This window comes from Methylomonas koyamae, assembly GCF_001644025.1.
Classification (GTDB): domain Bacteria; phylum Pseudomonadota; class Gammaproteobacteria; order Methylococcales; family Methylomonadaceae; genus Methylomonas; species Methylomonas koyamae_A.
Genome location: NZ_LUUK01000145.1, coordinates 1 through 25,113, shown reverse-complemented (window position 1 = coordinate 25,113; position 25,113 = coordinate 1). Strand labels below are relative to the sequence as shown.

23 protein-coding genes are annotated in these 25,113 nt (G+C 58.5%); 3 read left to right on the top strand and 20 right to left on the bottom strand.

The window, feature by feature from the left end:
- Positions 1 to 13: 13 nt before the first annotated feature.
- The 16 genes from A1355_RS09740 to A1355_RS09665 all read right to left on the bottom strand — a co-directional run bounded on the left by A1355_RS09740 (position 14) and on the right by A1355_RS09665 (position 15,524).
- Positions 14 to 1,240, bottom strand: coding sequence for a beta-ketoacyl-ACP synthase (locus A1355_RS09740; RefSeq protein ID WP_197471774.1), 1,227 nt, complete (start codon positions 1,238 to 1,240; stop codon positions 14 to 16).
- Positions 1,234 to 1,959 carry a 3-oxoacyl-ACP reductase FabG gene (gene fabG, locus A1355_RS09735; RefSeq protein WP_064027452.1) on the bottom strand — a complete coding sequence of 242 codons (726 nt, stop codon included), beginning with the start codon at positions 1,957 to 1,959 and terminating at the stop codon, positions 1,234 to 1,236. Before fabG ends, A1355_RS09740 begins: the two co-directional genes overlap by 7 nt.
- The gene (locus A1355_RS09730; RefSeq protein WP_064027450.1) at positions 1,952 to 2,386 is read right to left on the bottom strand and encodes a hotdog family protein; all 435 of its coding nucleotides are present in this window, start codon (positions 2,384 to 2,386) and stop codon (positions 1,952 to 1,954) included. Before A1355_RS09730 ends, fabG begins: the two co-directional genes overlap by 8 nt.
- The gene (locus A1355_RS09725; protein WP_064027448.1) at positions 2,383 to 3,564 is read right to left on the bottom strand and encodes a beta-ketoacyl-[acyl-carrier-protein] synthase family protein; all 1,182 of its coding nucleotides are present in this window, start codon (positions 3,562 to 3,564) and stop codon (positions 2,383 to 2,385) included. Before A1355_RS09725 ends, A1355_RS09730 begins: the two co-directional genes overlap by 4 nt.
- A 10-nt stretch (positions 3,565 to 3,574) precedes the next feature.
- Positions 3,575 to 4,267, bottom strand: coding sequence for a class I SAM-dependent methyltransferase (locus A1355_RS09720; RefSeq protein WP_064027446.1), 693 nt, complete (start codon positions 4,265 to 4,267; stop codon positions 3,575 to 3,577).
- Positions 4,268 to 4,463: 196 nt separating this feature from the next.
- On the bottom strand, positions 4,464 to 6,527 hold the full coding sequence (gene glgX, locus A1355_RS09715) for a glycogen debranching protein GlgX (protein WP_064027444.1): 2,064 nt from the start codon (positions 6,525 to 6,527) through the stop codon (positions 4,464 to 4,466).
- Between the two features lie 301 nt (positions 6,528 to 6,828).
- Positions 6,829 to 7,950, bottom strand: a complete 1,122-nt coding sequence (locus A1355_RS09710) for a methyltransferase (RefSeq protein WP_231883630.1) — start codon at positions 7,948 to 7,950, stop codon at positions 6,829 to 6,831.
- A gap of 244 nt (positions 7,951 to 8,194) precedes the next feature.
- Positions 8,195 to 8,983 carry a TatD family hydrolase gene (locus A1355_RS09705; protein WP_064027440.1) on the bottom strand — a complete coding sequence of 263 codons (789 nt, stop codon included), beginning with the start codon at positions 8,981 to 8,983 and terminating at the stop codon, positions 8,195 to 8,197.
- A 44-nt stretch (positions 8,984 to 9,027) separates the two neighbouring features.
- On the bottom strand, positions 9,028 to 9,381 hold the full coding sequence (locus A1355_RS09700) for a PilZ domain-containing protein (RefSeq protein WP_064027438.1): 354 nt from the start codon (positions 9,379 to 9,381) through the stop codon (positions 9,028 to 9,030).
- Positions 9,382 to 9,384: 3 nt separating this feature from the next.
- On the bottom strand, positions 9,385 to 10,377 hold the full coding sequence (locus A1355_RS09695) for a DNA polymerase III subunit delta' (protein ID WP_064027436.1): 993 nt from the start codon (positions 10,375 to 10,377) through the stop codon (positions 9,385 to 9,387).
- A complete protein-coding gene (gene tmk, locus A1355_RS09690; protein WP_064027434.1) occupies positions 10,374 to 11,003 on the bottom strand; it encodes a dTMP kinase in 630 nt (209 codons plus the stop codon). Before tmk ends, A1355_RS09695 begins: the two co-directional genes overlap by 4 nt.
- The gene (gene mltG, locus A1355_RS09685) at positions 11,000 to 12,004 is read right to left on the bottom strand and encodes an endolytic transglycosylase MltG (protein ID WP_231883629.1); all 1,005 of its coding nucleotides are present in this window, start codon (positions 12,002 to 12,004) and stop codon (positions 11,000 to 11,002) included. The genes tmk and mltG overlap by 4 nt, the downstream gene beginning before the upstream one ends.
- A complete protein-coding gene (gene pabC / locus A1355_RS09680) occupies positions 12,004 to 12,828 on the bottom strand; it encodes an aminodeoxychorismate lyase (RefSeq protein ID WP_064027432.1) in 825 nt (274 codons plus the stop codon). The genes mltG and pabC overlap by 1 nt, the downstream gene beginning before the upstream one ends.
- Positions 12,829 to 12,856: 28 nt before the next feature.
- Complete coding sequence (gene fabF, locus A1355_RS09675) at positions 12,857 to 14,101, bottom strand: beta-ketoacyl-ACP synthase II (protein ID WP_064027430.1); 1,245 nt, start codon at positions 14,099 to 14,101, stop codon at positions 12,857 to 12,859.
- A 93-nt stretch (positions 14,102 to 14,194) separates the two neighbouring features.
- Complete coding sequence (gene acpP / locus A1355_RS09670; RefSeq protein WP_013820083.1) at positions 14,195 to 14,428, bottom strand: acyl carrier protein; 234 nt, start codon at positions 14,426 to 14,428, stop codon at positions 14,195 to 14,197.
- A 157-nt stretch (positions 14,429 to 14,585) separates the two neighbouring features.
- Positions 14,586 to 15,524: a hypothetical protein gene (locus A1355_RS09665; protein WP_064027428.1), complete on the bottom strand. Its 939-nt coding sequence runs from the start codon at positions 15,522 to 15,524 to the stop codon at positions 14,586 to 14,588.
- A 194-nt stretch (positions 15,525 to 15,718) separates the two neighbouring features.
- Here A1355_RS09665 and A1355_RS09660 point away from each other — a divergent pair, with 194 nt between their 5' ends.
- The 3 genes from A1355_RS09660 (at position 15,719) to A1355_RS09650 (ending at position 20,200) form a co-directional block, all read left to right on the top strand.
- Positions 15,719 to 16,897, top strand: a complete 1,179-nt coding sequence (locus A1355_RS09660; protein ID WP_064027426.1) for a GGDEF domain-containing protein — start codon at positions 15,719 to 15,721, stop codon at positions 16,895 to 16,897.
- Positions 16,894 to 18,399, top strand: a complete 1,506-nt coding sequence (locus A1355_RS09655) for a B12-binding domain-containing radical SAM protein (protein WP_064027424.1) — start codon at positions 16,894 to 16,896, stop codon at positions 18,397 to 18,399. The genes A1355_RS09660 and A1355_RS09655 overlap by 4 nt, the downstream gene beginning before the upstream one ends.
- 70 nt (positions 18,400 to 18,469) lie before the next feature.
- Positions 18,470 to 20,200, top strand: a complete 1,731-nt coding sequence (locus tag A1355_RS09650; RefSeq protein ID WP_064027422.1) for an NAD-dependent malic enzyme — start codon at positions 18,470 to 18,472, stop codon at positions 20,198 to 20,200.
- Positions 20,201 to 20,400: 200 nt separating this feature from the next.
- On the opposite strand, the gene A1355_RS09645 is transcribed toward A1355_RS09650, so the two are convergent.
- From A1355_RS09645 to A1355_RS09630, 4 genes are all read right to left on the bottom strand, one after another.
- On the bottom strand, positions 20,401 to 21,117 hold the full coding sequence (locus A1355_RS09645; protein WP_064027420.1) for a M48 family metallopeptidase: 717 nt from the start codon (positions 21,115 to 21,117) through the stop codon (positions 20,401 to 20,403).
- Entirely contained in the window at positions 21,117 to 24,308 is a 3,192-nt protein-coding gene (locus A1355_RS09640) for a type I restriction endonuclease subunit R (protein WP_064027418.1), read from the bottom strand. Before A1355_RS09640 ends, A1355_RS09645 begins: the two co-directional genes overlap by 1 nt.
- A 99-nt stretch (positions 24,309 to 24,407) precedes the next feature.
- Positions 24,408 to 24,611, bottom strand: coding sequence for a hypothetical protein (locus tag A1355_RS09635; RefSeq protein ID WP_197471773.1), 204 nt, complete (start codon positions 24,609 to 24,611; stop codon positions 24,408 to 24,410).
- Between the two features lie 33 nt (positions 24,612 to 24,644).
- Positions 24,645 to 25,001 carry a GIY-YIG nuclease family protein gene (locus A1355_RS09630; protein WP_231883628.1) on the bottom strand — a complete coding sequence of 119 codons (357 nt, stop codon included), beginning with the start codon at positions 24,999 to 25,001 and terminating at the stop codon, positions 24,645 to 24,647.
- Between the last annotated feature and the right edge of the window lie 112 nt (positions 25,002 to 25,113).

Here is a 25,113-nt window from a genome sequence, read left to right as displayed (position 1 = left end):
TCTCCTATTAAAGTTAAGACCAGCGTTTGAAAATCAGCGAGGTATTGATGCCGCCAAACGCAAAGTTGTTGCTCATCACGTACTCGCAAGTCAACAAGCGAATACTGCCCTGAATATAGTCGAGTTCGGCGCAAGCCGGATCGACGCTTTCCAGATTGGCGGTAGCGTGAAACCAACCCTCGCGCATCATCATGATCGCGGCCCAGGCTTCCAACACGCCGCAGGCACCCAAGGTATGTCCGGTAAAGCTCTTTAAGGCACTGACCGGCATCCGCGCGCCGAACACCGCGCGGGTGGCGTGACTCTCGGCGATGTCGCCGTATTCGGTGGCGGTGCCGTGGGCGCTGACATAGCCGATCGCCGCCGGCTCCAACCCTGCGTCGCTCAGCGCCAGCCGCATCGTGGTTTGCATGCTGGCGCTGTCCGGTTGGGTCACATGCAGACCGTCGGAATTGGTGCCGTAGCCGACGACTTCCGCGTAAATTCGCGCGCCGCGCGCTTGAGCGTGTTCCAGATCTTCCAGGATGAAGGTGCCGGCCCCCTCGCCTATCACCAGGCCGTCGCGGTCGCGGTCGAAGGGGCGCGGCGTTTGCTCGGGATGGTCGTTGCGCAAGCTGGTCGCGAACAAGGTATCGAACACGGCCGCTTCGGAAGCCGACAGCTCGTCGGCGCCGCCGGCCACCATCACTTGCTGCCGGCCGAATTTGATCGCCTCGTAGGCATAGCCTATGCCCTGACTGCCCGAGGTACAGGCACTGGAGGTGGTGTAAACCCGGCCGTTGATCCCAAAATACAGGCCGATATTGACCGGCGCGGTGTGCGCCATCATTCGGATATAGGAGGTGGCATTCAGGCCATCGGTGGCGCGGTTGAGCAGCATGTTGCCGAAATCGGCGATCGCATCGTAACTGCCGGCGCAACTGCCGTAGGCGATGCCGGTTTGACCGCTGTCCAGACAGGGGTGAAACAACAAGCCGGCGTCCTTCAACGCCCATTCGGTGGCAAGCGTCGCCATCAAGGCCACTCGGCCCATCGACCGGGTTTGCTTACGGGTATAGTGCGCCGGCCGCTCGAACTCGACCGGCCCGGCCAGGCGGGTGTTCAGTCCTTTATAAATATCCCACTCCGGCATGGTCCGAATGCCGGTGCGATCAGCCTGCAAATGTTCGGCGATGGTTTCCCAATCGTTACCGATCGGCGATAGTCCGGCCATGCCGGTCACCACAACGCGTTTCAACACAGGCCTCCGTTGACCGAAATCACTTGCCGAGTGATGTAAGCCGCATCCTTGGACAATAAAAACGCGACCGTCGCCGCGACTTCCTCCGGACGACCGACCCGGCGGGCCGGAATCAAGCCCTTGATTTCGTCCAGCGGCAGTTCGTCCAGCATGTCGGTGGCGATCAGACCCGGCGCCACGCAATTGACGGTAATCTCGCGCTTGGCCAACTCCAGCGCCAAGGCTTTGGTCGCGCCGATGATGCCGGCCTTGGCGGCGCTGTAATTGACCTGGCCGCGATTGCCCATCAGGCCGGACACCGACGACAGCGTGACGATGCGGCCGGGTTTACGGCGCCGGACCATCGGCATCACCAGCGGTTGCAAGACGTTGTAAAAGGCGTCGAGATTGGTGTGGATGACGCTGTCCCATTCCTCGCCGGTCAGGGCCGGAAAAGCGTTATCGGCGGCGATGCCGGCGTTGCAAACCACGCCGTAATAGGCGCCGTGACTATCGATGTCGGCGTTCAATACCGCCGCGCATTCAGCCCGGTCGGCGACGTCGAATTGCAGGATGCGGGACTGCCGGCCGAGTTCGGCAATCTGGGCCGCCACGACTTCGGCGTCGTGGCGTCGGCCGCGGCAATGCAGGACCAAATCGTAACCCAGACCGGCCAAGTAAAGGGCAATAGCGCGGCCTATGCCCCGACTGGAGCCGGTCACTAACACGGTATCATTCATGCAAATCGTCAGGTTGGAAAACGTTGAGGGTGGCGGAAATGTCGATATTGTCGCCGCGAATCCGGCATTCGAAAACTCCCAATTGACCTTCTTGCAGAATTTTCGCGGCTTCGACCGTCAGACGAGCGCCGACCGGCAGATAATCGACATTGCCGAGATAGCGCCGGGTACCCAGCAAAAAGCCCAGCCGGATCGGCTCGCCGGCCTGCTTGGCTTTCAGTCCGGCATAAACGCCGATGGTTTGCGCCATGTATTCGATACCGGCCCAGGCCGGTACCCTCTCGGCGTCGCCGAACAACAAGCCGTCGCCGCGCACCGTTAACTCGGCGGTAACTCCGGCCTCGTCGAAATGCAACAGCCGGTCCAACAGCACCATCGCGCCGGTATGCGGCAACAGCTCGGCGATCGGCGTATCGAACCCGATCATGCCCGCGCCACGACTATCGAGACGTTGCTGCCCCCGAACGCAAACGAATTGCTCTGGCACACCGCCACCGGCCGGCCCAGCGTTTGCCCGGGCCGTACCCAGTTCAGCTGGGGCAAGGCCGGATCATCGTCGGCGTCGTTGACGTTGGGAATCAGTGCGCCGGCCGGGTTGGCATCGGTCAGCAACAACCAACAAAATCCCAATTCCAGCGCCGCCGCCGTGCCTAGCGTATGACCGGTCATGCCCTTACTGGAGCCGACCGGCACTCGACCGCCGAACACTTCATGCACGGCCCGGCTTTCCATCGCGTCGTTCAACGGGGTCGCGGTACCGTGCAGGTTGACGTAATCGACTTGCGCCGTATCTAGGCGAGCTTGCTCCAGCGCCTGCCGCATCGCGGCGGCGACCGCGACGCCGGCCGGGTCGGGCGCGGAAAAATGATGGGCGTCGCTGGTCGCAGCCGCGCCGAGCAGGGCCACCGGCCCCGGCACCCGGCTCATCACGAATAGCGCGGCCGCTTCGCCCAAATTGATACCGTCGCGCCCAGCGCCAAACGGCCGGCACAATCCCTTGCTGACCGATTCCAGCGCCGCGAAGCCGTTGACCGTCAAACCGCACAGGCTATCGGCCCCACCGACCAGCACCGCGTCGCACAAGTCCAGATCTAGTAAGCGCCGGGCCGACAATATCGCCTTGCCGCTCGAAGAACAGGCGGTCGATACCGTGTAATGCGGCCCGCCCAAGCCCAAATAGCCCGCCAAGAAATCGGCGCCGGCCCCCATTTGCTGTTGCTTGTAATGGAAACCGGCCGGAATCGCGCCGGTCTCGGCCAGCGCTTGCAAAGCCAGTTCGCTGTTGCGCACGCCGGACGTGCTGGTGCCCAGAACGACACCGATCCGGTCGGCACCGTAACGCGCGGTCATTTCGAACAACGTGGTTTCGAGCTGGCGCGCGGCCGCCAACAGCAGCCGATTGTTGCGGCAGCGATACGCGGCCCAAGCGTCCGGCAATTCGGGCAATTCGGCCCCGACCCGGCCCAGATACAGCGGCCGGCCCGGCGTGAACTCGTCGCTGGCCACCAAGCCGGAGCGGTCGCCTCGCTGCAACGCCCCGAGTATCTCGCTCCGCTGGTGGCCCAGCGCGCACAGCAGTGCCGCATCGTTGAAGTAAAACCTCATCGGCCCAGCACTATTTCACCGCCACCAGATTCAGCAGCGTCGGTTCGGGACGGGTTGGGAGCGACCAGCCGAACCATTCCAGCGCACCGGCATCCGGCCTACTCCACCACAAATACGGCGTCGAAATCCGCTCGGCATCGACGCGAAAACCGGTGTCGCGAATCAAGCGCAAATATTGGTCGGCGGTCTTTTGCACCGCCATCGGGTGGCGAAACAGCAAGCGTATCGGTAGCGAATGGATGAAACGCTTGCAAGACTCGGCAAATAACAGCAAACCGCCGGGTTTTAACACCCGGTAAAACTCCCGCATCGCCTCCGGGTGCCGAACGATATGATGAAAACTCTGATGGCAAAACACGATATCGAAGCCGGCGTCCGGATACGGCAGGCGCTCGGCGTTGCCGAGGCTGACCGTCACCGGGCAAGCGCAACGGCCGGCCTGACCTTGGGCATCGGCCAACAGTGCGGCGTCGATTTCGATCGCGGCGATGCGGCTGGGCGCGAACGCCTCCGCCAGCAACGCAAACGAATTTCCCCGGCCGCAGCCCACGTCCAATATCGTCGGTGCCGCCGGCGCGGCGGGCATCAAACGCCGCAAATCGGCGATCGCCACCCGCAACACCCGCTTACGCCAGGTTTCGGTGTTCAAAAACCAAATGCCGAAGGCGCTTTCCTTGATCCAGCAGGTTTGGGAGAGAGTCATGTCAGCAACGCTATGATCGGGCGATTGGGAAACCAGCGGAAAATGTAGTCATCGCACCGCGAATTCCGGTTTTTAGACCCGCCCTAGGTCTTGCCGGGCGAGCCAGAGGCGGATAAGTCGAAATTGACCGCGCGACACGGTTAAACAGCGGCGCATTATAAGCGGATAGGACCGATTCCGGCACGCCGGCGGCGGCTTAGATTTTCGCCAGCAACATCACCGTCGACCGGGCTTGAGCTCGGTAAACGAACTCGCCTACCGCGACCGCCGCCTCGGCACCGACGCAATCGTCCGGCGACGCCAGCGCGGTATCGATCACCCGCGCCCATTGCAGCGGGGCGTTTTGATAACTCGACGGCAATTCGAAAGCCAGGCTTTCCCAGTAGCTATTGAAAATAAAATAAATCAGATACGGCCGCTGCAGCTTGGCGATCAGAATCGCCAGGCCGTGCGAATCCCGCCCCCAATCGGGTTGATGTAACTTGACGCCGTGGTACTCGATATACAGCTGTTGGAAAAACAGATTCAACGTGGCTTGCGACTCCTTCCAGGTATACAGCAAGCCGCGCAACTCGATCAGCAGTTTGACGAAGCGGTGAATGTCGACGTGTTTGTCCCGCAATGACCAATCCAACCAGCTCAGCTCGTTATCCTGGCAATAGGCATTGTTGTTACCCCACTGGCTGCGGCAGACTTCGTCGCCCATCGTCAGCATCGGCGTGCCGGCGGAAAGCAAGGTCAAGGCCAGGAAATTCTTGATCTGCCGCTTGCGCAGCCGGTTGATGTCCGCGGCATCGGTTGGTCCCTCGGCGCCGCAATTCCAGCTGAGATTGTTGTCGCAACCGTCGCGGTTGCCTTCCCGATTGGCTTCGTTGTGCTTGACGTTGTAGGACACCAAATCGTGGAGCGTAAAACCGTCGTGGCAGGTCACGAAGTTGACGCTGGTCTCCGGCTCGCGCCGTTCGGCGGCAAAAATATCGGGACTGGCGAACAGACGATTGGGCAATTTGGCGACGCTACTCGGCGCGGCGCGCCAGAAATCGCGGATGTCGTCGCGAAACTGGCCGTTCCACTCCTTCCAGAAGTCGCCTATGAAACAGCCAACTTGGTACAAGCCGGCCGCATCCCAGGCTTCGGCGATCAATTTGCTGCCGGACAACACCGGATCGGTTTCGATGTCCCATAAAATCGGCGGATTCGGAAACGGCCGGCCTTCTTCGTCGCGCGACAAAATCGACGCCAAATCGAAGCGAAAGCCGTCCACGTGCATTTCGGTAACCCAATAGCGCAAACTATCCAAAATCAAGCGCCGCACCACCGAATGGTTGGCCTTCAGGGTGTTGCCGGTACCGGCGTAGTTGGTGTAGGCGCCGTTTTGCGGATCGAGGATGTAGTAGACGTCGTTGGCCAGGCCCTTGAAACAAAACATCGGCCCGCGCTGATCGCCCTCGGCGGTATGGTTGAACACCACGTCCAGGATCACTTCGATACCGGCGCGGTGCAGGGCTTTCACCATGTCGCGAAACTCGGCGATCGCGGCCAGCGGCGCCGAATCCGAGCTGTAACCGCAATGCGGCGCGAAAAACGAGACCGGCGAATAGCCCCAATAATTGCTCAGACCCGGCGGCGCGTCTTGCGGATCGAATTGAAACACCGGCAGCAACTCGACGGCGGTGACGCCCAAATCCTTCAAATACGGAATTTTCTCGATCACGCCGGCATAGGTGCCGCGCTTGTTCGCCGCGACGCCGGAACTGGCGTGCTGGGTGAAACCGCGCACGTGCATTTCGTAAATCACGCTACCGCGAAACGGTTTACGCAGCGGCGCGTCGCCTTCCCAGTTGTAGCCCCGGTAATCGACCACGACGCTTTTCATCGCCGCCCCCCAATTGCCGCCTGGCCGGCACGCGGCCTGGCGGTCGTAATTCGGCCCGGCCGCGACGCCGCGCGCGTAAGGATCGAGCAGCAGTTTTTCCGGATCGAAACGCAGACCGCGCTCGGGATTGTTGGGCCCGTTCACCCGGTAACCGTACAACTGGCCGGCTTGAATGTCGGGTGCGTAAATGTGCCAGTAGTGGAAGGTCCTATGGCGGAGCGGGTCCAGCGGCACGATGCGGCTGGGTATATCGTCGTCCGCCGCGTCGAACAGCAGCAGCTCGACCGAGGTAGCATTCTTGGCGTACACGCTGAAGTTGGCGCCCCCCGGACGCAAGGTTGAACCCAGCGGATAGGAACTGCCCGTGTTGACTTTGCCGTTCATGTCGCAAAAACTCCCGGTTACGTGGGATTCCCGAACCAAGATCCCTGACCGAAAGTTTAGGAGAATATCTAGAAACTGGACGAAACCTAGGGTTTTGCCGTTGCCGATCAGGCGGCCGCCAAAACGCGCGGAATCGTCAAGGGAGGTATCGCGGTTTCGGTTTGGTCATAGGGGATGACGACGCAGACCAGACAAGGTGTGCACTCCGTTAGCCGCTGGATCGAAATTGGTCGCGGACAGATTGCCGTCCCGATAGGCTTAGCACGAATTGATCGGCGCCCCTCCTGGACCCGAAAAGCCTTCAACGCTTGATGCAACTGAATACCGAAAACTTCGGATTGGCCGCCACTAACCGACAGTTGCCGAATAACTTGCCCAAACTCAGCTGATAATTCAAATGACGGTTGCCGATCACCCGCAATTCGCCGCCGCTACGCAAGACCCGTTGGGCGTGGGTAAACATCGACCAAGCGATCTGGTCGCCAACCGTATGTTGTTGATGAAAGGGCGGATTGCAAACGACGCAATCGGCGCTTTCGGCCGGAAACTCTGTCAGGCCGTCACCGGCGACAAATTCGGCGTCGCGGCTATCCGCGAATGCCGTTTGGAAATTTTCCCGCGCCGACGCCAAGGCCATGAACGATTCGTCGACGAATACCAAACGGCCGGCCGGATAGCGCCGGGCCAGCATCACGCCGACGATGCCGTTTCCGCAACCCAGGTCGATCAAATCGCGGTAGCCGGTCCGATCCGGCAGGTGCCGCAACAAAAAGCGGGTGCCGATGTCCAGCGAATCGCGCGAAAACACATTGGCGTGGTTGGTGACGATCAACTCGTCGTCTTCCAAGCGGTAACGGGTCGGATAGGGATTGGCCGGCAGTTCCAAGTCGGAATTGACTTGCACGAACAATAAGCGGGCTTTTTTGACCGCCAGCGACGGCGTGCAAGGGCCGAGCAAGCGTTCGAGTAACTTCCAGGCGGTGGGCGGCAGATTCTTGACCATGCCGGCCGCGATCACGCGAGCGCCGGGGGCCAATCGCGGTTTCAAGCCGTGTAGTTGGTGTTCCAGCAAAGCCAGCGTTTTCGGAATTTTGATCAGCAGGCAATCGATACCGGGGATAGGCAATCCGAGGCTGTCCAGCAATGCGACGTTTGCCACGTCTAGGCCGTTGCGGCGCAAATTGTCGCGGGTGGCTTGTTGCGACAGCCAGGAATCGGATATCGCGGTCGGCCGGTACGCGTGCAGCGCTACGGCCAATGCGCCGAAGCCGTCGTTTAAAATGGCGATCCTCGCGCGGTCGGAAAGCCCGATTTCCGCAAGATGAGTCAACAGATATTCGTCGGCCGCATCCCACGCTCTGAGCGTTTCCTGGCGCTGGTGTGGCAGGCGCGCCAGTTGAAAACGCCCCTGGGGCACTATCATCTCTTGTTCCATGTTCGGTTGACGGCTTCCGCCTAGAGCTTGGCGGCTAGGTGACCGCACCCAATGGTTTCAGTAGCGACAATTTGCCACGCGGCAATATGCCACATTTTCGACCGCACTTTAGTTCAGTAGACTAAACGCGACTCTTGTATGCGCCCCAGACGGGGAATGAGAGTTATACCCCACCTCTCTATGCGGTCAGCCTCAAACATCCGGGTCCTGACCGCTTTTTTTTGCCGCTGGTTCAATGCGCCTCGCCAAAACCGCCGGCAAATAAGCGATAAAAATTCTCGGTGGACTGCCGGGCGACCGTCTCGACGTCGACGCCGCGCAATTCGGCGATGTGCTCGGCGACATACCGCACATATAACGGATAATTGGGCTTGCCGCGATGCGGTACCGGCGCCAGATACGGCGAATCGGTTTCGATCAAGTAGCGGTCGGCCGGAATTCGCCGGGCGACATCCTTGATCGCTTCGGCGTTCTTGAAGGTCACGATCCCGGAAAACGAAATATAAAAATTCAGTTCCAAGGCTTTTTCGGCATAATCCCAGTCCTCGGTAAAACAATGGATGATACCGCCGACCGTATCGGCGCCTTCTTCCCTGAGCACCTGCAACGCATCCTGGCCGGCTTCGCGGGTATGAATAATCAGCGGCTTATTCAGCTGCTTGGCGACGGCGATGTGGTTACGAAAGCGGCGAAATTGCCAACCCAGATCGCCTTGGCTGCGAAAATAATCCAGTCCGGTTTCGCCGATGGCGATTACCCTGGCGTCGCTCCCCAGTTCCAGCAAATCCTCGACGCCGGGTTCGCGGCCGTCGGTCACGTTAGGATGTACGCCAACCGATAGCGAAATGTCGGGGTAAGGCTCGATCAAGCGCCGCATGGCGGGATAGGCCTCCAGATCGATGCCTATGCACAGCATGCGGCTGATTTGCTGGGCGCGAGCGGCGCCGACGAAACCGGCAAAATCGCCGCCGTAGGGCTGCAAGTCGATCCGGTCGAGGTGGCAATGGGAGTCTATGAACATCGGATGGTTTACGAAAATCAAGGCCGGCGGACATGCCGACAATACTACATGGTATGGGTGGAGCGGTCGGATTCCAGCGCGCCGGCCAGATAGGTTTCGATTTTATTGCGGGCCATGCCGCCATCCTGGTCGCTGAATTGCACGCCGATGCCGGCGGCCCGATAACCCTCGGCGCCGTTCGGGGTTTTCCAGATGATCTTGCCGGCGATCGGCAATCGCTCGGTTTCATCCATCAAATTCAGCAGCATGAACACTTCTTCGCCCATATCGTATTCGCGCTTGGTCGGAATGAACAATCCGCCGTTTTTGACGAAAGGCATATAGGCGGCATACAAGGCGTTCTTGTCCTTGATCGACAGCGAGAGTATGCCTTGCCGGGGTGACGGAGTTTCTGCCATGGCTTAATTCGGATTGAGTTGCGACCAACGGATCAGGAGTTGCTCGACCAGTAATTGCCGGTTCATTTGGGTCGCCAATTGCGATTTGGCGAGCAACAAGGCGTCGTAAAAACGGTACAAGCCTTGCAATTCTAGCCGCTTGGACAGGGCTTGCAAGGCATTTTTCATGTCGAGATCGGCTGCGCCGGCCGGCTCCGCCGCATGAGCGCAGCGAATGATGTCCGCCACCCATTGCGCCATCCAGGTCAAGGCCACCGCTAATTCCACCGGCTCGCCCTTCTGCCACTGTTCGGCAACCGCCAACGGATTACCCTGCCCCCTAACTATCGCCAACCAGTCCTGGAAATAGCGCTGGCGATATTCGGCGATGTTGCGTTGTGCATATTCGCCGGCCAGTAGCGGAGCACCGCGCGCCAACTCCAATATCGGTTCGGCGTCGGTCAATATGCCTTGTCCGGCTAGCCATTCCAAGGCCAGCGCCTTGGGCGGCAATGGACAATACAGCTTTTGACAACGACTGCGTATCGTTGCCGGTAGCCGGCCAGGTTGCTCAGTCAGCAACAGCAAACAAGTCCTTTCGGTCGGTTCTTCCAGACACTTAAGAAAGGCGTTGGCCGATGCGGTGTTGAGCAGTTCGGCCGGGCTCAAAATCACCACCCGGTAGGTGCGGTCGTATTGCGGCTTCAGCGCGAGCTTGGCGATCAAGTGGCGGATTTTGTCGATACCGATCGCCTTGCCGGGTTCGTCGGGTTCGACGCTCAAATAGTCGGGATGCGTGCCGGCCGCCACCAACAGGCAAGCATGACAGCGCCCGCAGGCTGAAGCGTCGCCCGCCGGCGTTTCGCACAACAAAGCCCGCGCGTAGTAGTCCAGCAAATGCCGCCGGCCGATGCCGGCCGGACCGGAAACCAGCAAGGCCTGCGGTATCCGCCCTTGGGCGAGGTAGGCTTGCAAGGTTTGCCAAGCCGGCTGCTGCCAGGGGTAAAGCGTCGTCATTGCCGCTCCAAAAACGCCGCCAATTCGTCGGCCAAACTAACTTGCACGTCCTCCAGCGGCCGCCCGGCATCGACGACCCGGTAGCGTTCCGGATATTGCGCGGCCCTGGATAGATAGCATTGGCGAACGCGCTCGAAAAACTCGCCACGCTCGGCTTCGAAGCGGTCGGCCGCGCCGCGCCGTCCGACCCGCCCCATACCAATTTCGACCGGCGCATCCAACAACAAGGTCAGGTCGGGCCGCAGATCGCCCTGCACGCAATGCTCCAACCATTCGATCGTCGCGACGTCCAGTCGGCGTCCGCCACCCTGATAAGCGTAAGTCGCATCGGTGAAACGGTCGCACAGTACCCATTGTCCGGACTCCAAGGCCGGCAAGATCACTTGGCGGATGTGCTGAGCCCGCGCCGCGAATACCAGCAACAGTTCAGCCTGCTCGGACAAGGGCTCGTCGGCTTTTTCCAGCAGAATCGCTCGGATCTTCTCGGCAATCCCGGTGCCGCCCGGTTCGCGAGTCACCACCGAAACGATGCCGCGCATCTCCAGCCAAGCCTTGACGAATTGTAGATTGGTGGACTTACCGACGCCTTCGCCGCCTTCCAAGGTGATGAAACAACCGCGGCTCATCGTTGGTAACGCTCCACGTACTTTTCGTGCTCGGCCAAGGTGGACGAAAACGCGTGACGGCCGTTGCCGCGCGCGACGAAATACAACGCATCGCCTTGGTCGGGATGCAGCGCGGCGACGATAGCCTCCTTGCCCGGCAATGCGATCGGCGTCGGCGGCAAGCCTTCGATGACGTAGGTGTTATAAGGCGTGGGTTCGCGCAAATCCTTGTGGCGAATATCGCCGTGATAACTGTCGCCCATCCCGTAAATCACGGTCGGATCGGTTTGCAGCAACATACCTTTTTTCAGGCGCCGGGCGAATACGCCGGCGATTTGTCGACGCTCTTCGGCCGCTCCGGTTTCCTTTTCGACGATCGACGCCAAGATCAAGGCTTGGTAGGGGGTTTCCAGCGGCACGTTTTGATCGCGCTTGGACCACTCCTCGGCCAACACTTTTTGCATCCGGTCGTGTGCGCGTTTCAGCAGTTCGATATCGGCCGTGTATTTTTCAAAGTAATAAGTATCCGGAAAAAACAAGCCCTCCGGATGGGGTTTGTCCGAGCCGATGCCCTTCATCAATTCGGTCAACTCGGCGTCGCTGAGCGTATGCGCCAAATATGGATTGGTCTTGACGGCTTGAAACAGTTGTTTGAACGACCAACCTTCCGGAAAAGTGATGGAATATTGGCGGGTGCGACCTTCGGTCAGCTGTTGCAAAATGTCGGCCGCGCTGGCGCCCTTGGCCAAGACGTACTCGCCGCGCTTGAGGCCGCGATCCAAGTGTTTTCGATAGGCGAACAGCTTGAACCAGAAGCGGTTGATTTGCACGCGGTGGGCCAGCAGTGTCGAAATCACGCTGTCCAAGGTATCGCCGCGGCGGATTTCGATCACGGTTTCGCTGGCCACCACCGGTTTTTTCTCGATCAGATGATAGTGCATCCCGGCCCAGATCGAGATCAGTCCCGCCAGCATCAGCAGCGTGAACGCGGCAATGCTGTGACCCATGACATGCTTGGCCATCACGACAACTCCCGTTGTTTGGCTAGCCGATAGGCCGCGCATATACGTTGCGTCACCTGCCCGACCGGGAAATCTTGCCCGGCCAAGCGCCGCACCGGCCAAATCCCGATTACCGAGTTGGTCACGAACACTTCGTCGGCCGCCAATACCTGATCCACGGTGATCGCCGCTTCCACCGACGGCAAGCCTTCGGCGGCCGCGAACGCTAAACTCCATTCGCGAACGATGCCGGCCACGCCGCAATCGGTCAAAGCAGGCGTCAGCAAAACGCCGTTCTTGACGATAAACAGATTACTCATCGTGCCTTCCACGACGTAATTCTGGACATCCAGCATCAAACCTTCCTGGCGGCTGTCGTCCGACCACTCTGCGCGGGCAAGTACTTGCTCCAAACGATTCAAATGCTTGATGCCGGCCAGCGTGGCATTGCTGGACAAGCGTTGCCGACAAAAATCGGCGACGATGCCGTCGGTTTGGTAATGCGCGGGGTAATCGGGATAGGGATGCAGGCTGAACAGCCGAGTAGGCTGGATAACGTCCGGTTGCCGGTAGCCTCGCCCGCCGCAACCGCGAGTAACGATCAGCTTAAGCACCGCGGCTTCCCTGCCGGCGGCGAAAGACAAGGCTTCCGCTTCGAGCAAACCGGCGTCGGGCATCGGAATCATCAAACGCCGGCAGCCCGACGCCAGACGTCTAAGATGCCGATCGAGAAATAAAGGCCGGCCCTGCCGGACTTCCAGCGTTTCGAACAGGCCGTCGCCGTATTGCAAGCCGCGATCGGCCGGATCGATGCAATGCGCGGGTTCGCCGTTCAGCAGAAACATCGCCGGTCACTGCCGCGGCCCGCAAAAATTATGCGTAGCGTTTGAACACCAGAGAACCGTTGGTGCCGCCGAACCCAAACGAGTTGGAGATCGCGACGTCGATTTTCATGTTTCTGGCGATGTTGGGAACATAATCCAGATCGCATTCCGGATCGGGATTTTCCAGGTTGATCGTCGGCGGCGCGATCTGGTTGCAAATCGCCAGCGAGGTCAGTACGGCCTCGATGCCGCCGGCCGCCCCCAGCAAATGGCCTATCATCGATTTGGTCGAACTCACCGCGACCTTGTAAGCGTACTCGCCCAACGCGGCTTTCATCGCGTGGGTTTCTCCGATGTCGCCGGCCGGGGTCGAGGTGCCGTGCGCGTTGATGTAATCGATGTCTTCCGGATTCAACTTGGCGTCGCGCATGGCGTTACGCATGCAGCGCGCCGCGCCCTCGCCGCCCTCGGACGGCGACGTGATGTGATAAGCGTCGCCGCTCATGCCGTAACCGACCAACTCGGCGTAAATCTTGGCGCCGCGCGCCTTGGCGTGCTCCAACTCTTCCAACACGATCACACCGGCACCGTCGCTCAATACAAAGCCGTCGCGATCGCGATCCCAAGGCCGGCTGGCCCGTTGCGGATCGTCGTTACGGCGAGACAAGGCCTTGGCGGCGGCAAAACCGCCCATCGCGGTCGGCGATGTCGTGCAGCGCTCGGCACCGCCGGCGACCATCACGTCCGCATCGCCATATTTGATCAAGCGAGCGGCGTCGCCGATATTGTGCGTGCCGGTCGAGCAGGCGGTGACGATCGCGAAATTCGGGCCTTTCAAACCGTATTTGATCGACAAATTGCCGGAGATCATGTTGATGATGTTGCCGGGCACGAAGAACGGCGAGATCCGCCGCGGGCCGGCCGCCGTGTAGGTGGCGTAGCACTCTTCGATACCGGTAATCCCACCGATGCCGGCGCCGATCGCGACGCCGATACGCTCGGCATTCTGTTCGGTGACGACGATACCGGAGTCTTCGAAAGCCTGACAACCTGCCGCGATGCCGTAGTGCACGAAACCATCCATGCGTTTGGCGTCTTTCTCGGCGATGTAGTCGCCGATATTGAAGTTTCTGATCACACCGCCGAAGGTGGTCGCAAAGGGCGAAATATCAAAGGAATCGATCGGACTAATGCCGCTCTTGCCATTGACGATACCGTCCCAAGTATCGGCAACATTGTTGGCTAAAGGCGTGACGGCGCCCAAGCCCGTAATAACAACTCGACGTGTGCTCACAGAAAACTACCGGTAAAAAAGAAGACAACCAGGAAGAGAGGGAGGAACCGGCTAGTGGATGGAAACGCCATCCACTAACTGACTTGAATCGACTTATTGCAAGTTGGCGTTGATGTAATCGATAGCCAATTGGACGGTGGTGATTTTTTCGGCTTCTTCGTCCGGAATTTCGCACTCGAATTCTTCTTCCAGAGCCATGACAAGTTCAACTGTGTCTAAAGAATCAGCGCCAAGATCGTCAACAAAAGACGCATCGTTTGCGATTTCTTCCTTTACGCCTAATTGTTCCGCGACAATCTTTTTTACTCGTTCTTCGATATTACTCATATATTTTTCCTCGAACAATGCAAATGCCTGATTGCAAGCACTTACCTTATCTTTAGTGTTGTATTAATTGAATTTGCAATCTCGTCACCGGCCGGGCCTAACGACTTAGCGGATTATACTTGATGTTCAAAAATTTTCACAACATTAGCCCAACCCGCTATGACTGAGGCTTGGCGCTCAAATTCCTGACGATTTCCTCGAGCGGCACCAGATTGAGCTTGATTCTGAACAGGATTTCCCTATCCTCCAACACGCCGTAACACTCGTAAGTCCGCAGCAGAATATCGGTGTGGTTCAGCGTATTGTCCTTGGATTCGGGCAGTTGCTTGACCAGAATATGCAGCTTGTCGTTGTTCTTCAAACGCTGTACCAAGCAGCGATCGACCGAGATGTCGTGCGAGGTGTACACCATCGGATTCGCCTTGAAATCGTGGTGTTCCAGCTGGGCCTTTTCCAGCAAGGCCCCCGAGGTCAAACAGCAGGGAAACACCTCCGGATAACTGGCGATGTGCGCCAGTTCGTCGAAATACGCCGATTGTTCCGCCAACGATCCCGACAGGAAATTCTTGACGTTGCCGTTATGCATCCACTTTCGTTTCAGGAAGAAGTCGGTGCCGGGTACGATGCTGTCGTCCGCCAGCGCATTCAAATCCGGCAAGCCACTCAGATCGGTATTGGCCAGGAACAACGGGGTTTTGGTTTCCTTCTTGTAACCCAGCAAGATCGTCTTGCCCTGCGATTTGATCGCCACCCGGTTGGTCAAGGTCAATTCAGGAATCGTCGCGATCAGGGTTTTTTTGATGTCCAGCGTCATTTCCTGCCGAGGCCGCAAGGCGTTGACGAAGGTGATCTGGTAATTACTGAAGCGTAGGCCGCGATCCGCGATGATCTTGTCCTCCTGATGCGCTTCACGGTACAAGCGCATCTGGTATTCGATCAGGGTATTCAACTGAAAACCCAGCACGATAGGCCCTTTGAACGGGTTATGCGTAATCTGCAGCCACTTATGCTTATCGTGAAACAAATTGAAGTCGTCCGACGCGTTGCGGGCAACTTCAATATGGATTTGTTCGAACTGAAAGGTTTGCTCTGTCATCAAAATAACCGGTTGTTTTAAGCGTAACTAGCCGCATTTTAGGCCGAATACGCGCCGATCGCGAACCGAGGCGCTCGCTGCTCTGTTTCCCGACTCAAGCGCGCCAGTAGCGCGACAGGGAAAAATTTTGTAGGCTTGACGGAACGCCGGCCCGCTTTTTAGCCGACCCACGATCAAACCAACCGGGAATCTCAATGAACCTCGATCTGCGCACGATGATGGTGATGATAGCCGTGCTCAGTTTTCTGTTCTCGATACTGCTCGCGGTCGCCAGCCTGCACGCCCGCGGCGTGCAAGGACTCCGGCATTGGGCCTTGGCAAGCTTTTGTATCAGTCTGGGCTCGTCCATCGCCTTGCCCAATCTACACGCCGGCCAGGGCTGGCCCGTGGTCGCCGGGGCGGCATTGCTGGCGGCGGGATCGACGACCCAATTGGCCGGCATTCAAGCCTTCAAGGGAGAAGCCTGCCACATTCGCTGGATGATCGCCGTCGTGGTGGCGGTCGGATTTTTCAGTTATTGGTTCAGTCTGGTGCACATCAATATTCAATTTCGAGCCATCGCCAATTCGCTGGTGTTCGGGGCGATCAATTTCACCTGCGCCCGCGCCTTGCTGATCAGACTGCCCACGCCCGAACGCACCGCCCACTGGTTGACCGGAGCCTCTTTCGCGGTGCTAAGTCTGATCTACGCCTCTCGAGCGATCGCGATTTACTCGGCGCCGCCGGGTACCTACACCCTGTTCAGCCCGATGCTAATCAACCCGGTCATGTTCTTGGCGGGCAGCGTCATCCAATTGTTTCTGACCTTCGGCTTTATCTTGATGGTCAATTACCGGATGGCTTCGCAACTGGAAAATCTGGCCACTACCGATGCGCTGACCGGCGCGTGGAACCGGCGCAGTCTGGAGTTGGAGTTGCAGCGCATGCTGGCGCGCAGCCAACGCCGTCAGGAGCCGATGTCGGTGGTTATGCTGGACGTCGATCACTTCAAGCTGATTAACGACAGCCACGGCCATCGGGCCGGCGACGAAGTCCTGCGTCAGCTGACGGCTAGAGCACGGCTGGAAATCCGCCGCGACGACTATCTGGCCCGCTACGGCGGCGAGGAATTTTGCCTGCTGCTACCCGGCACCACCGAACTGGATGCCCACCAATTGGCCGAACGTTTGCGCCGCATCCAAGCCGAGCAAACGGTCGATTGGCGCGGAACGCCGATCAACAGCTCGATCAGCATCGGCATCGCCAGTTCCGAACACACCGGCCTTAACGGCGACGCGCTGCTGGAAGCCGCCGACGCCGCGCTATACCGTGCCAAACAAACCGGCCGCAACCGCGCGGAAACATTTTCGCAATTCCGGATCAGCCCGGCATGACCGAGATAGTGCTGTGTACTCTGAATGCTCGCTACATTCATTCGGCCTTCGGTTTGCGCTACCTGTACGCCAATATGGCCGAACTGCGCGAACATACCCAAATCGCCGAATTCGGCCTACAGCAACGGCCGGCGGAAATCGTCGAGCGCTTGCTCGACCAGCGACCTAGGATTATCGGCTTTGGCGTTTACATCTGGAACGTCGCGGAAATCGGCGCGGTACTGGCCATCCTCAAGCAAGTCGCGCCGGACATCACCATCGTGCTGGGTGGGCCGGAAGTCAGCCATCCACCGGATTTGCCGGCTTGCGCCGAACTGGCCGATTACATCGTCACCGGTCCCGGCGAACGGAGTTTTCCGGCACTGTGCCGTCAATTGTTGACCGGCGTAAGGCCCGAGCCACGCATCGTCGCCGGACCGACGCCGGCGCTCGCCGAATTGGCCTCGCCCTACCCGTACTACAGCGATAGCGATTTGCGCCAACGCCTCACTTACGTGGAAGCCTCGCGCGGCTGCCCGTTTAAATGCGAGTTCTGCCTCTCGGCGCTCGACGCGACCGCCAAGCCGTTTCCGCTCGCGGCGTTTTTAAGCGAATTGGACGCGCTATACCAACGCGGCGGCCGCCATTTCAAATTCATCGACCGGACCTTCAACCTGCGCATCGACAACAGCGTGGCAATACTGGAATTTTTTCTGGATCGGCTCGGCGACGGCCTGCAAGTGCATTTCGAAGTCATTCCCGACCACTTGCCGGAACGCCTGCGCGAAGCGATTCGCCGCTTTCCGCCCGGCGTGCTGCAATTCGAAGTCGGCGTGCAAAGCTTCGACCCGGACATTCAACAACGGATCAGCCGCCGCCAGGACAACGCCGCGACCGCCACTAACCTGAGCTGGTTGCGCGAACACACCCACGTCCACATTCACGCCGATCTGATCTTCGGCTTGCCGGGCGACACCCTCGCCAATTTCGGCGCCAGCTTCGACCACCTCTACGCGCTCGGGCCACAGGAAATTCAGGTCGGCATTTTAAAGCGCCTGCGCGGCGCGCCGATCAACCGTCACGACGACGCCTACCGGATGCGTTACGATCCGAATCCGCCTTATTCGGTACTCGCCACCCGCGATATCGGTTTCGGCGAGATTCAACGCATGCAGCGATTTGCCCGATACTGGGATATGATCGGTAATTCAGGCCGCTTTACGACCAGCCTACCCCTCCTGTGCGGCGATCGGCCGTTCGAACGGTTTTTAGACTTTAGCGACGCGCTGTACGCCGGCGCCGGCAGCACTTGGCAAATCGCGTTGAAACGCCTGTACGAGCTAAGCTATGGCATCATGACCGAGCGCTTGCGGATACCGGCCGCTCCGGCGGCGGCGGCCTTGGCGGCCGACTACCGGCGGAGCGGCGAAAAAGGCCGGCCGGCGTTCGAAGCCGGCGCCTCGCCAGCGCCGGCCAAACGTCCGCAAACCGGCAAACGACAACGCCAAGCAATATGCGATTGACCCATGAAGACCCGCCGCCGCGAATGCCGCGTCGACACCCGACCTCCTCCGACTACGCAAAGGAAACCCGATGACTCCATTGAGCGAATACTTCGATTACCGGCAAGATGCCAACGGCCAAACCTATATCGCCGCTAAAATTCGCGGCATCGCCCTACTCCGGCTGCCGGCCACCAATAAAGGCACCGCTTTCACGATCGAAGAGCGTATCGAGCTGGGCGTGGACGGCTTGTTGCCGCCCCGAGTGACCGATCTTAACCGCCAATTGGACCGTCTCTACGCCAACTACCTAAAACAGCCCAGCGATCTGGCCAAGTACCAATTTCTCCGCGCCACCCAGGAACGTTCCGAAGTCTTGTTTTACGCGCTGTTGGAGCGCCACTTGGAAGAGATGGTCCCCATCGTTTACACGCCGACAATCGGTCAGGCCGTCCAACAATTCAGCTCGATGTACACCACCGCGCGCGGCCTGACGTTTTCGGTGGAAAACATCGACCGGGCCGGTACCATCCTCGACAACTACCCCTGGCACGACATCCGGATGATGGTGGTGACCGACTCGTCGGCCATTTTGGGCATCGGCGACCAAGGCATGGGCGGTCTGGCGATCTCGATCGGCAAATTGGCGTTGTATACCGCCGGCGGCGGCCTGTGCCCCTTCCAAACGCTGCCGGTCAACCTCGACGTCGGCACCAACCGCGACGATTTGCTGGCCGATCCGTTTTATCTGGGCGTGCCGCAAAAACGCCTGACCGGCCCCGCCTACTTCGAGATCGTCGATAAATTCGTCGCGGCGGTCCAAGCCAAATGGCCCAAGGCCATCATTCAATGGGAAGATTTCGCCAAAAACGTCGCGTTCGACGTGCTGGAGCGCTACCGCGACCGGATTCCGTGCTTCAACGACGACATTCAAGGGACCGGTGCGGTGGCGCTGGCGGGTTTGCTGTCGGCTTGCCGACTGAAGGGCGAAGCCTTGACCGATCAAACCGTCGTGGTGGCCGGCGCCGGCGCCGGCGGTATCGGCGTGGCGGCCGCGATCAAAAGCGGCATGATTCGCGCCGGTCTGACGCCGGACGCCGCGCAAGCCCGGATTTTCGTCATCGACGCGCACGGTCTGGTCGTCAAAGGCCGCACCAGCGATGCCTACAAATCGCCGTTGGCGCAAGATCCGGATATTTACCGCGACTGGGGCGTTGCCGCCGGCCAGGTACCCAGTTTGCAAGAGGTCATCGCCCACGCCAAACCCAGCGTGCTATTGGGTTTATCCGGCGTCGCGGGCCTGTTCAGTCGGGAAATCGTTACCGATCTGGCCGGTTTCCATGCGCAACCAATCATTTTCCCGCTATCCAACCCAACCGACAATTGCGAAGCCAATCCGCAAGATTTGCTGAATTGGAGCGAGGGCCGGGCCATCGTCGCCACAGGCAGTCCGTTTCCCGACGCCAGTTACGGCGGGCGGCAATATCCGGTGGGTCAGGGTAACAACGCCTTCATTTTTCCGGGCTTGGGCCTGGCGGCGACCTTGGCCGAATGCAGCCGCATCAGCGACGAAATGGTCCAGGAAGCCGCCTATGCACTAGCGGACTACACCGCCGAACATTGGCTGGACGCCGGCCTGATCTACCCGCCGGTCGCCGATCTGAAAAAGGTTTGCCAATCGGTCGCCAAACGCGTCTTGGCCCAAGCCCTGCGGGACGGCTCCGCCAGCCGCACCGATTTGAACGACACCGACTTGGCCGCGTATATCGAATCGGCCTCGTGGCGAGCGGAACAGCTGCCCTTCAAATACGAACCGGCTTAAACCCGCTGAGTCGCGCTATTTTCCGTCCAAGCGATGCCATCTCGGCCGAACCGAGACCGGCCCGAGTATTCAACGGACCGCTCTCGGTTGGAACGGAACAAACCAGCGGCATCGGTAGCCGACTGTCTCGTCGGCGCGGCTTATTGCCGATGCCGACCGCCCGGCGCGGCGCCACACCAAAACCAGCGAAACTGCTCGTGCTATTCTCGCCACTGTTCGGCGCTCAACGGCAGCTCGTTCAACTCGGCCCGCGCCTCGCGCCAGGCCGGATAATATTCGTTCAAGATCGCGACAAACCGTTCGTTATGGCTTGGCTCCAACAGATGCACCATTTCGTGTACCAGCACATACTCCAAAAGATGCCTGGGCTTCTTGACCAATTCGGTATTCAAGCGAATATGTCCGGCTTTGGGGTTGCAACTGCCCCATTTGGTTTTCATCCGCTGCAAAAAATACTGCTTAACAGTGACGCCCAGCTTGGCTTGCCATTTAGCAATCAACGGCGGGATGGCCTGATGCAGCAACACCTTATGCCATTCGTGCAGCAACTCGGCGCGTTTTTCCAGAGACGTATCTGGCGGCAAGTACATGGAAATCCGCCGGTGATCGACATTCACAAACGGCTTGCCGCCGCGTGCCATGATCGTCAGCAAATGCCGCCGCCCCCAAAGATAATGGGTCTCTCGCTCGACAAACTGCCTGGGCGTCTCTCTGGCCTGATTACGCAGTTTGGACTGTTGATCGCGTATCCATCCCAACTTTGAAATCGCGTAAGCCCTGGCCACTTCCAAACGGGTTTCCAGCGGCGCGGCCAAGGTAACGCGGCCTTCCGGCGGATGCACAGACAAATGCACGTTCTTGATCGCCTTTCGAGTCACCTCGATAACAATCTCACCCAGTTCGATGGTTTCAATCATCAGTAGCCCGGCTGATTCTTGATGATCTCGAACAAGGCCAAAGTGGCTTCCTTATGCTTGTTCAGCAACAGAAACAAAAAATTCAAAATCACACTTTCCTTCGCTTGGTCTCCTTTCCAGCCCGCCGGCGCTTGCTCCCGCATGGCATGATCAATTTTTAGCGCCAGTTGCGCACACTCATCGCTATAGTCGGCCTTGGGTTCATGCGCCTGTGGCGTCGGTGAGGCTTCCGGCATCAAATCGGCCAGATTGTTGTAGATGACGATGGCCTCATGCTTGCCATGCAAAATCGCCGGAATGCCGGCCTCGGGTTGTTTGGCCGCTAAGCGTTTGACCAACGCTTCGGCCTTGCGCAAAAACGCCTCATAAGCAGCAGTGTCCGCTCGGCTCAGTTTGATCAGGTCGTCGAGCAGCTTGGACATCCGCGCGTAGAACCTAGGGTCGGTGAGCTGGTCGCGGATGATGGTCTTACGGACGTTGTTGATGATCCCCTCGGCGATAGCGTTCTTCGACAGCTTGCCTTTCTGGTTCAGCTTGCGGGCAATGGCGTTGTGGATGCCGGTCTCGATGATCAGCTCGGTCAGCGACATTTCACCCAGTTCCCCTAATTCCGCCGCCGGGTCGGCCTGGATGTAAGTGTTGATGAGGTGGCGCATGTCAGCCTCGTAAGGCTTAATGTCCAGTTCTTCACCCGAGTGTTTCTTGATGGCGGCGCGAATCTCGGCGTAGAACTCCACTGCCTTTTTCAATGCCTCGGCCTCGGCCTCGGAATAACCCGCCTCAATCAGTTCCTGGGCGATGTCGGCGTAGGCACGCGCAAAGATCGCCACCGCCTTGTAGAAGGTCACCCGCAATGCTTCGGTTTCGGTTAGCGCCTCGGGATTGGCGGCATCGCCGCAGAAATAATGCAGGTACTGTTCGACTTCTCGCGGCGGCAGTACCGGTTCGCACAGGTAGTGCAGTGCTTGACGGGCATCGTCCAGTTGCCTCTTGCCTTCTTCCAGCCAGTTTTTCAGGCGCACGTTGTTTTCGCCGCCGTTGCCCTGGTCGATGTCCAGTTCGTCGGAACTGTAGACCGCGATGGCTTGTTGCACGTCGCCAAAGAGTTTTTTGAAGTCGACGATGTGGCCGTAGTCCTTGTCGTCGCCATCCAGCCGATTGGTGCGGCAGATGGCCTGGAAAAGATTGTGGTCGCGCAGTTCGTTATCGAGATAGATATAGCTGCAGCTCGGCGCGTCGAAGCCGGTCAGCAGCTTGCTCACCACGATCAGCAATTTAAGATTGGCCGGCTCGTCGATGAAGCGGCGCTTCATCTCCGTTTCGTATTTCTCGGTGCTCGGAAAATCCTTCAATACCAACTGACTATAGGTATCAAACTTATAGCGTTCATCGCTGTTGGCGGCTTCTTTCGAGATGGCATTGGCATTCGCTTCGTACGAGGTAATGATGCCGCAGTAGGGGCCAAACTGGGTATTTCTGAACAGCCTGAAATAATGACAGGCATCGTAGATGGAGGCCGCCACCAGAATAGCGGTGCCGCGGTCGTTGTTCAAACGCGGTTTGAGGGCGAAATCGGAGATGATTTCAGCGACCACCTCGCGTTTACGGCCCTCGGCGCTCATCAACTCTTCCATCGTCGCCCAGCGTTTACGCAACGCCGCCTTCTGAAAGTTGTTGAGGTTTTGGGTTTTCCGCTCGAACCACTCGTCGATTTTCTTCTGCGAGGTCAGCCGTTCGGGCACGTCGCGGGCCTCGTATTTCAAATCCAGCACCACTTTATCGGCCACCGCCTGATGAAACTTGTAGGTATGGATATAGGTGCCGAACACGTCCCGCGTCATTTGCTTGTCCTTGCGCAGCAGCGGCGTGCCGGTAAAACCGATGAAGATCGCGCTCTCCAGCCAGCGCTTCATCTGCTTGTTCATGTCGCCGCCTTGGGTGCGGTGGCATTCGTCGACGAACACGTAGAATCGGCCGAGTATTCTTGGAAGTCCTCGGTCTTCAAGAACTTCGGTTATTCCGTCATAGAGATCATCTTCACGCTTGCGTTTTTTTCGAGTAGGGAACTTATGTATCAAAGCACACATGACTCTGGGATTGGTTGCAGCCAATTTAGCAACCAATTCGTTCCGTGAAGTAATACGCGGCGACGCCGAGTTTTCGCCAATCACCCCGGCATTGCGCATGACGCCGACAATCTGCTTGTCCAGCTCGTCGCGGTCGGTGACCACCAATATCCGCGCCTCGGGATCATGCTCCAGCAACCACTTGGCGATCAGCACCATCAAGATGCTCTTGCCACTGCCCTGGGTATGCCAGATCACCCCACCCTCGCGCTTGGCGATCCGTTCCTGCGCAGCTTTCACACCGAAAAACTGGTGCTGGCGCGGCACCTTTTTCTGGCCGGCGTCGAAAATGATGAAGTTGCGGATCAAGTCCAGCAGCCGGGCTTTGTCGCACAACTGCGCCAACGGTCGATCCAGCAATGCGCCGATGGCTGTCGTAGGGGCGGGTTTCAAACCCGCCCCTACCAAACCGTCCCCTTCATCCTTCCACTCCACGAAGAACTGCTCAGGTGTGCCGGTCGTGCCGTAACGCAGCCCTTGCGCATCGCTGCCCGCCAACACCAGTTGCACCGTGCTGAAAAAGCCTTGATTGAAAATGGCTTCCTGATTGGTGATCAGCTGGCGTATGCCATCGGCTACATCCACCGAACTGCGCTTTAACTCGATCACCGCGATGGCAATGCCGTTGATATACAACACAATGTCCGGCCGCCGCTCGTGGCCGCCTTTCAGCGTCACTTCCTCGGCCAACGCAAAGTCGTTAAGTTCGGGATGTTCCCAATCGATCAAATGCACAGTATCGTGCGACTGACCGGCAGCGATTTGCACCGGAATGCCGTAGCGCAACAGTTGGTAAGTGCGTAAGCTGGCCTGGTAAAGCGTGATACCGGTGGTTTCGGCGGCAATCTCCAGTTTCTGCAAGGCAGCGCCGATGTGGGCGGCGGAATAGCCACGTGCCGTCAGGTTGTCACGCAATAGCTTAGTTTCAAGGAGGCGGTTGTTCTGGCGTTTACTCCATTCGCCAAGATAACGGTAGCCCAAGCCATCCGGCCGTGTCGGGTCGGCGAACAAGGCGACTACGCGGTTTTGCGTGCTACGTTCCGAACGGCTGTGTTGTTCCCTCATGAATTAAGCTCCTATTGCCTGTCGGTTTGTGGTTGCAATTTCGCCAGCGTTTTTTCGACAACGGTTATAAAAATCGGACTTGGTATTTTCACCAGCGTTTTAGCCGGCGTTTTCACCCGCACTTTCAGCAAGCGACTGCACTGGCAGTAAGCTCGGTGCATCGTCACCAATCAGCGCCGGCTTGCCGTTCTGCCAGACCACGGCATACTGACCCAGGCGGCGTTTGCGTTCTAACGCTTCACCAACCGCTGCCGTCAGGCAATCCAGAAGTTGTTTCTCTTTGGCGGGAATCGTATTCATCATTGGGCCTCGCAAACGCTTAAACTAAAAAATCTATTATGCTGAGGCTAAGTCGTGCCACAAATCCTGCCAGCTCGGATTGGCTTGCTCAATCAGCCGTTTTTTAGCGGCTCGCGACCAATTCTTTAACTGCTTTTCCCGCAATATGGCACTCTCCATCCTGTCGTGCACCTCATACCAAACCAGCAGGTGCGCTCCATAGCGTTTGGTGAAGCCTTCGGCCATATCGGTTTTATGTTGGTAAACACGCCCAATCAAATTCGAAGTCACGCCAATGTAAAGCGTCCCGTTTCGTTGACTGGCCATTATATAAACACAGGGTTGTTTATCCATTTTTGCATGATTTTCAGCTTGACCTGCTGACTTTGATCCCGCCAAAAACAGCGCCGACAAACTTTAACGCAAATACCGCAAGAATTGCAGCGTCACCCCGGCAGGGATTGCCGGGGTCCAGAAGCCACGGAGGGTTTTGGCGTTTACCTCCCTGTAATCTGGGTTCCGGCAA

Coding starts and splice junctions, on each gene's coding strand:
- A1355_RS09660 (WP_064027426.1), top strand. CDS start 15,719: ATGAACCTCGATCTGCGCACGATGATGGTGATGATAGCCGTGCTCAGT.
- pabC (WP_064027432.1), bottom strand. CDS start 12,828: ATGTTTCTGCTGAACGGCGAACCCGCGCATTGCATCGATCCGGCCGAT.
- glgX (WP_064027444.1), bottom strand. CDS start 6,527: ATGAACGGCAAAGTCAACACGGGCAGTTCCTATCCGCTGGGTTCAACC.
- A1355_RS09645 (WP_064027420.1), bottom strand. CDS start 21,117: ATGATTGAAACCATCGAACTGGGTGAGATTGTTATCGAGGTGACTCGA.
- A1355_RS09725 (WP_064027448.1), bottom strand. CDS start 3,564: ATGAGGTTTTACTTCAACGATGCGGCACTGCTGTGCGCGCTGGGCCAC.
- acpP (WP_013820083.1), bottom strand. CDS start 14,428: ATGAGTAATATCGAAGAACGAGTAAAAAAGATTGTCGCGGAACAATTA.
- fabG (WP_064027452.1), bottom strand. CDS start 1,959: ATGAATGATACCGTGTTAGTGACCGGCTCCAGTCGGGGCATAGGCCGC.
- A1355_RS09700 (WP_064027438.1), bottom strand. CDS start 9,381: ATGGCAGAAACTCCGTCACCCCGGCAAGGCATACTCTCGCTGTCGATC.
- mltG (WP_231883629.1), bottom strand. CDS start 12,004: ATGGCCAAGCATGTCATGGGTCACAGCATTGCCGCGTTCACGCTGCTG.
- A1355_RS09720 (WP_064027446.1), bottom strand. CDS start 4,267: ATGACTCTCTCCCAAACCTGCTGGATCAAGGAAAGCGCCTTCGGCATT.
- A1355_RS09635 (WP_197471773.1), bottom strand. CDS start 24,611: ATGATGAATACGATTCCCGCCAAAGAGAAACAACTTCTGGATTGCCTG.
- A1355_RS09710 (WP_231883630.1), bottom strand. CDS start 7,950: ATGATAGTGCCCCAGGGGCGTTTTCAACTGGCGCGCCTGCCACACCAG.
- A1355_RS09655 (WP_064027424.1), top strand. CDS start 16,894: ATGACCGAGATAGTGCTGTGTACTCTGAATGCTCGCTACATTCATTCG.
- A1355_RS09640 (WP_064027418.1), bottom strand. CDS start 24,308: ATGAGGGAACAACACAGCCGTTCGGAACGTAGCACGCAAAACCGCGTA.
- A1355_RS09730 (WP_064027450.1), bottom strand. CDS start 2,386: ATGATCGGGTTCGATACGCCGATCGCCGAGCTGTTGCCGCATACCGGC.
- A1355_RS09705 (WP_064027440.1), bottom strand. CDS start 8,983: ATGTTCATAGACTCCCATTGCCACCTCGACCGGATCGACTTGCAGCCC.
- A1355_RS09665 (WP_064027428.1), bottom strand. CDS start 15,524: ATGACAGAGCAAACCTTTCAGTTCGAACAAATCCATATTGAAGTTGCC.
- tmk (WP_064027434.1), bottom strand. CDS start 11,003: ATGAGCCGCGGTTGTTTCATCACCTTGGAAGGCGGCGAAGGCGTCGGT.
- A1355_RS09650 (WP_064027422.1), top strand. CDS start 18,470: ATGACTCCATTGAGCGAATACTTCGATTACCGGCAAGATGCCAACGGC.
- A1355_RS09695 (WP_064027436.1), bottom strand. CDS start 10,377: ATGACGACGCTTTACCCCTGGCAGCAGCCGGCTTGGCAAACCTTGCAA.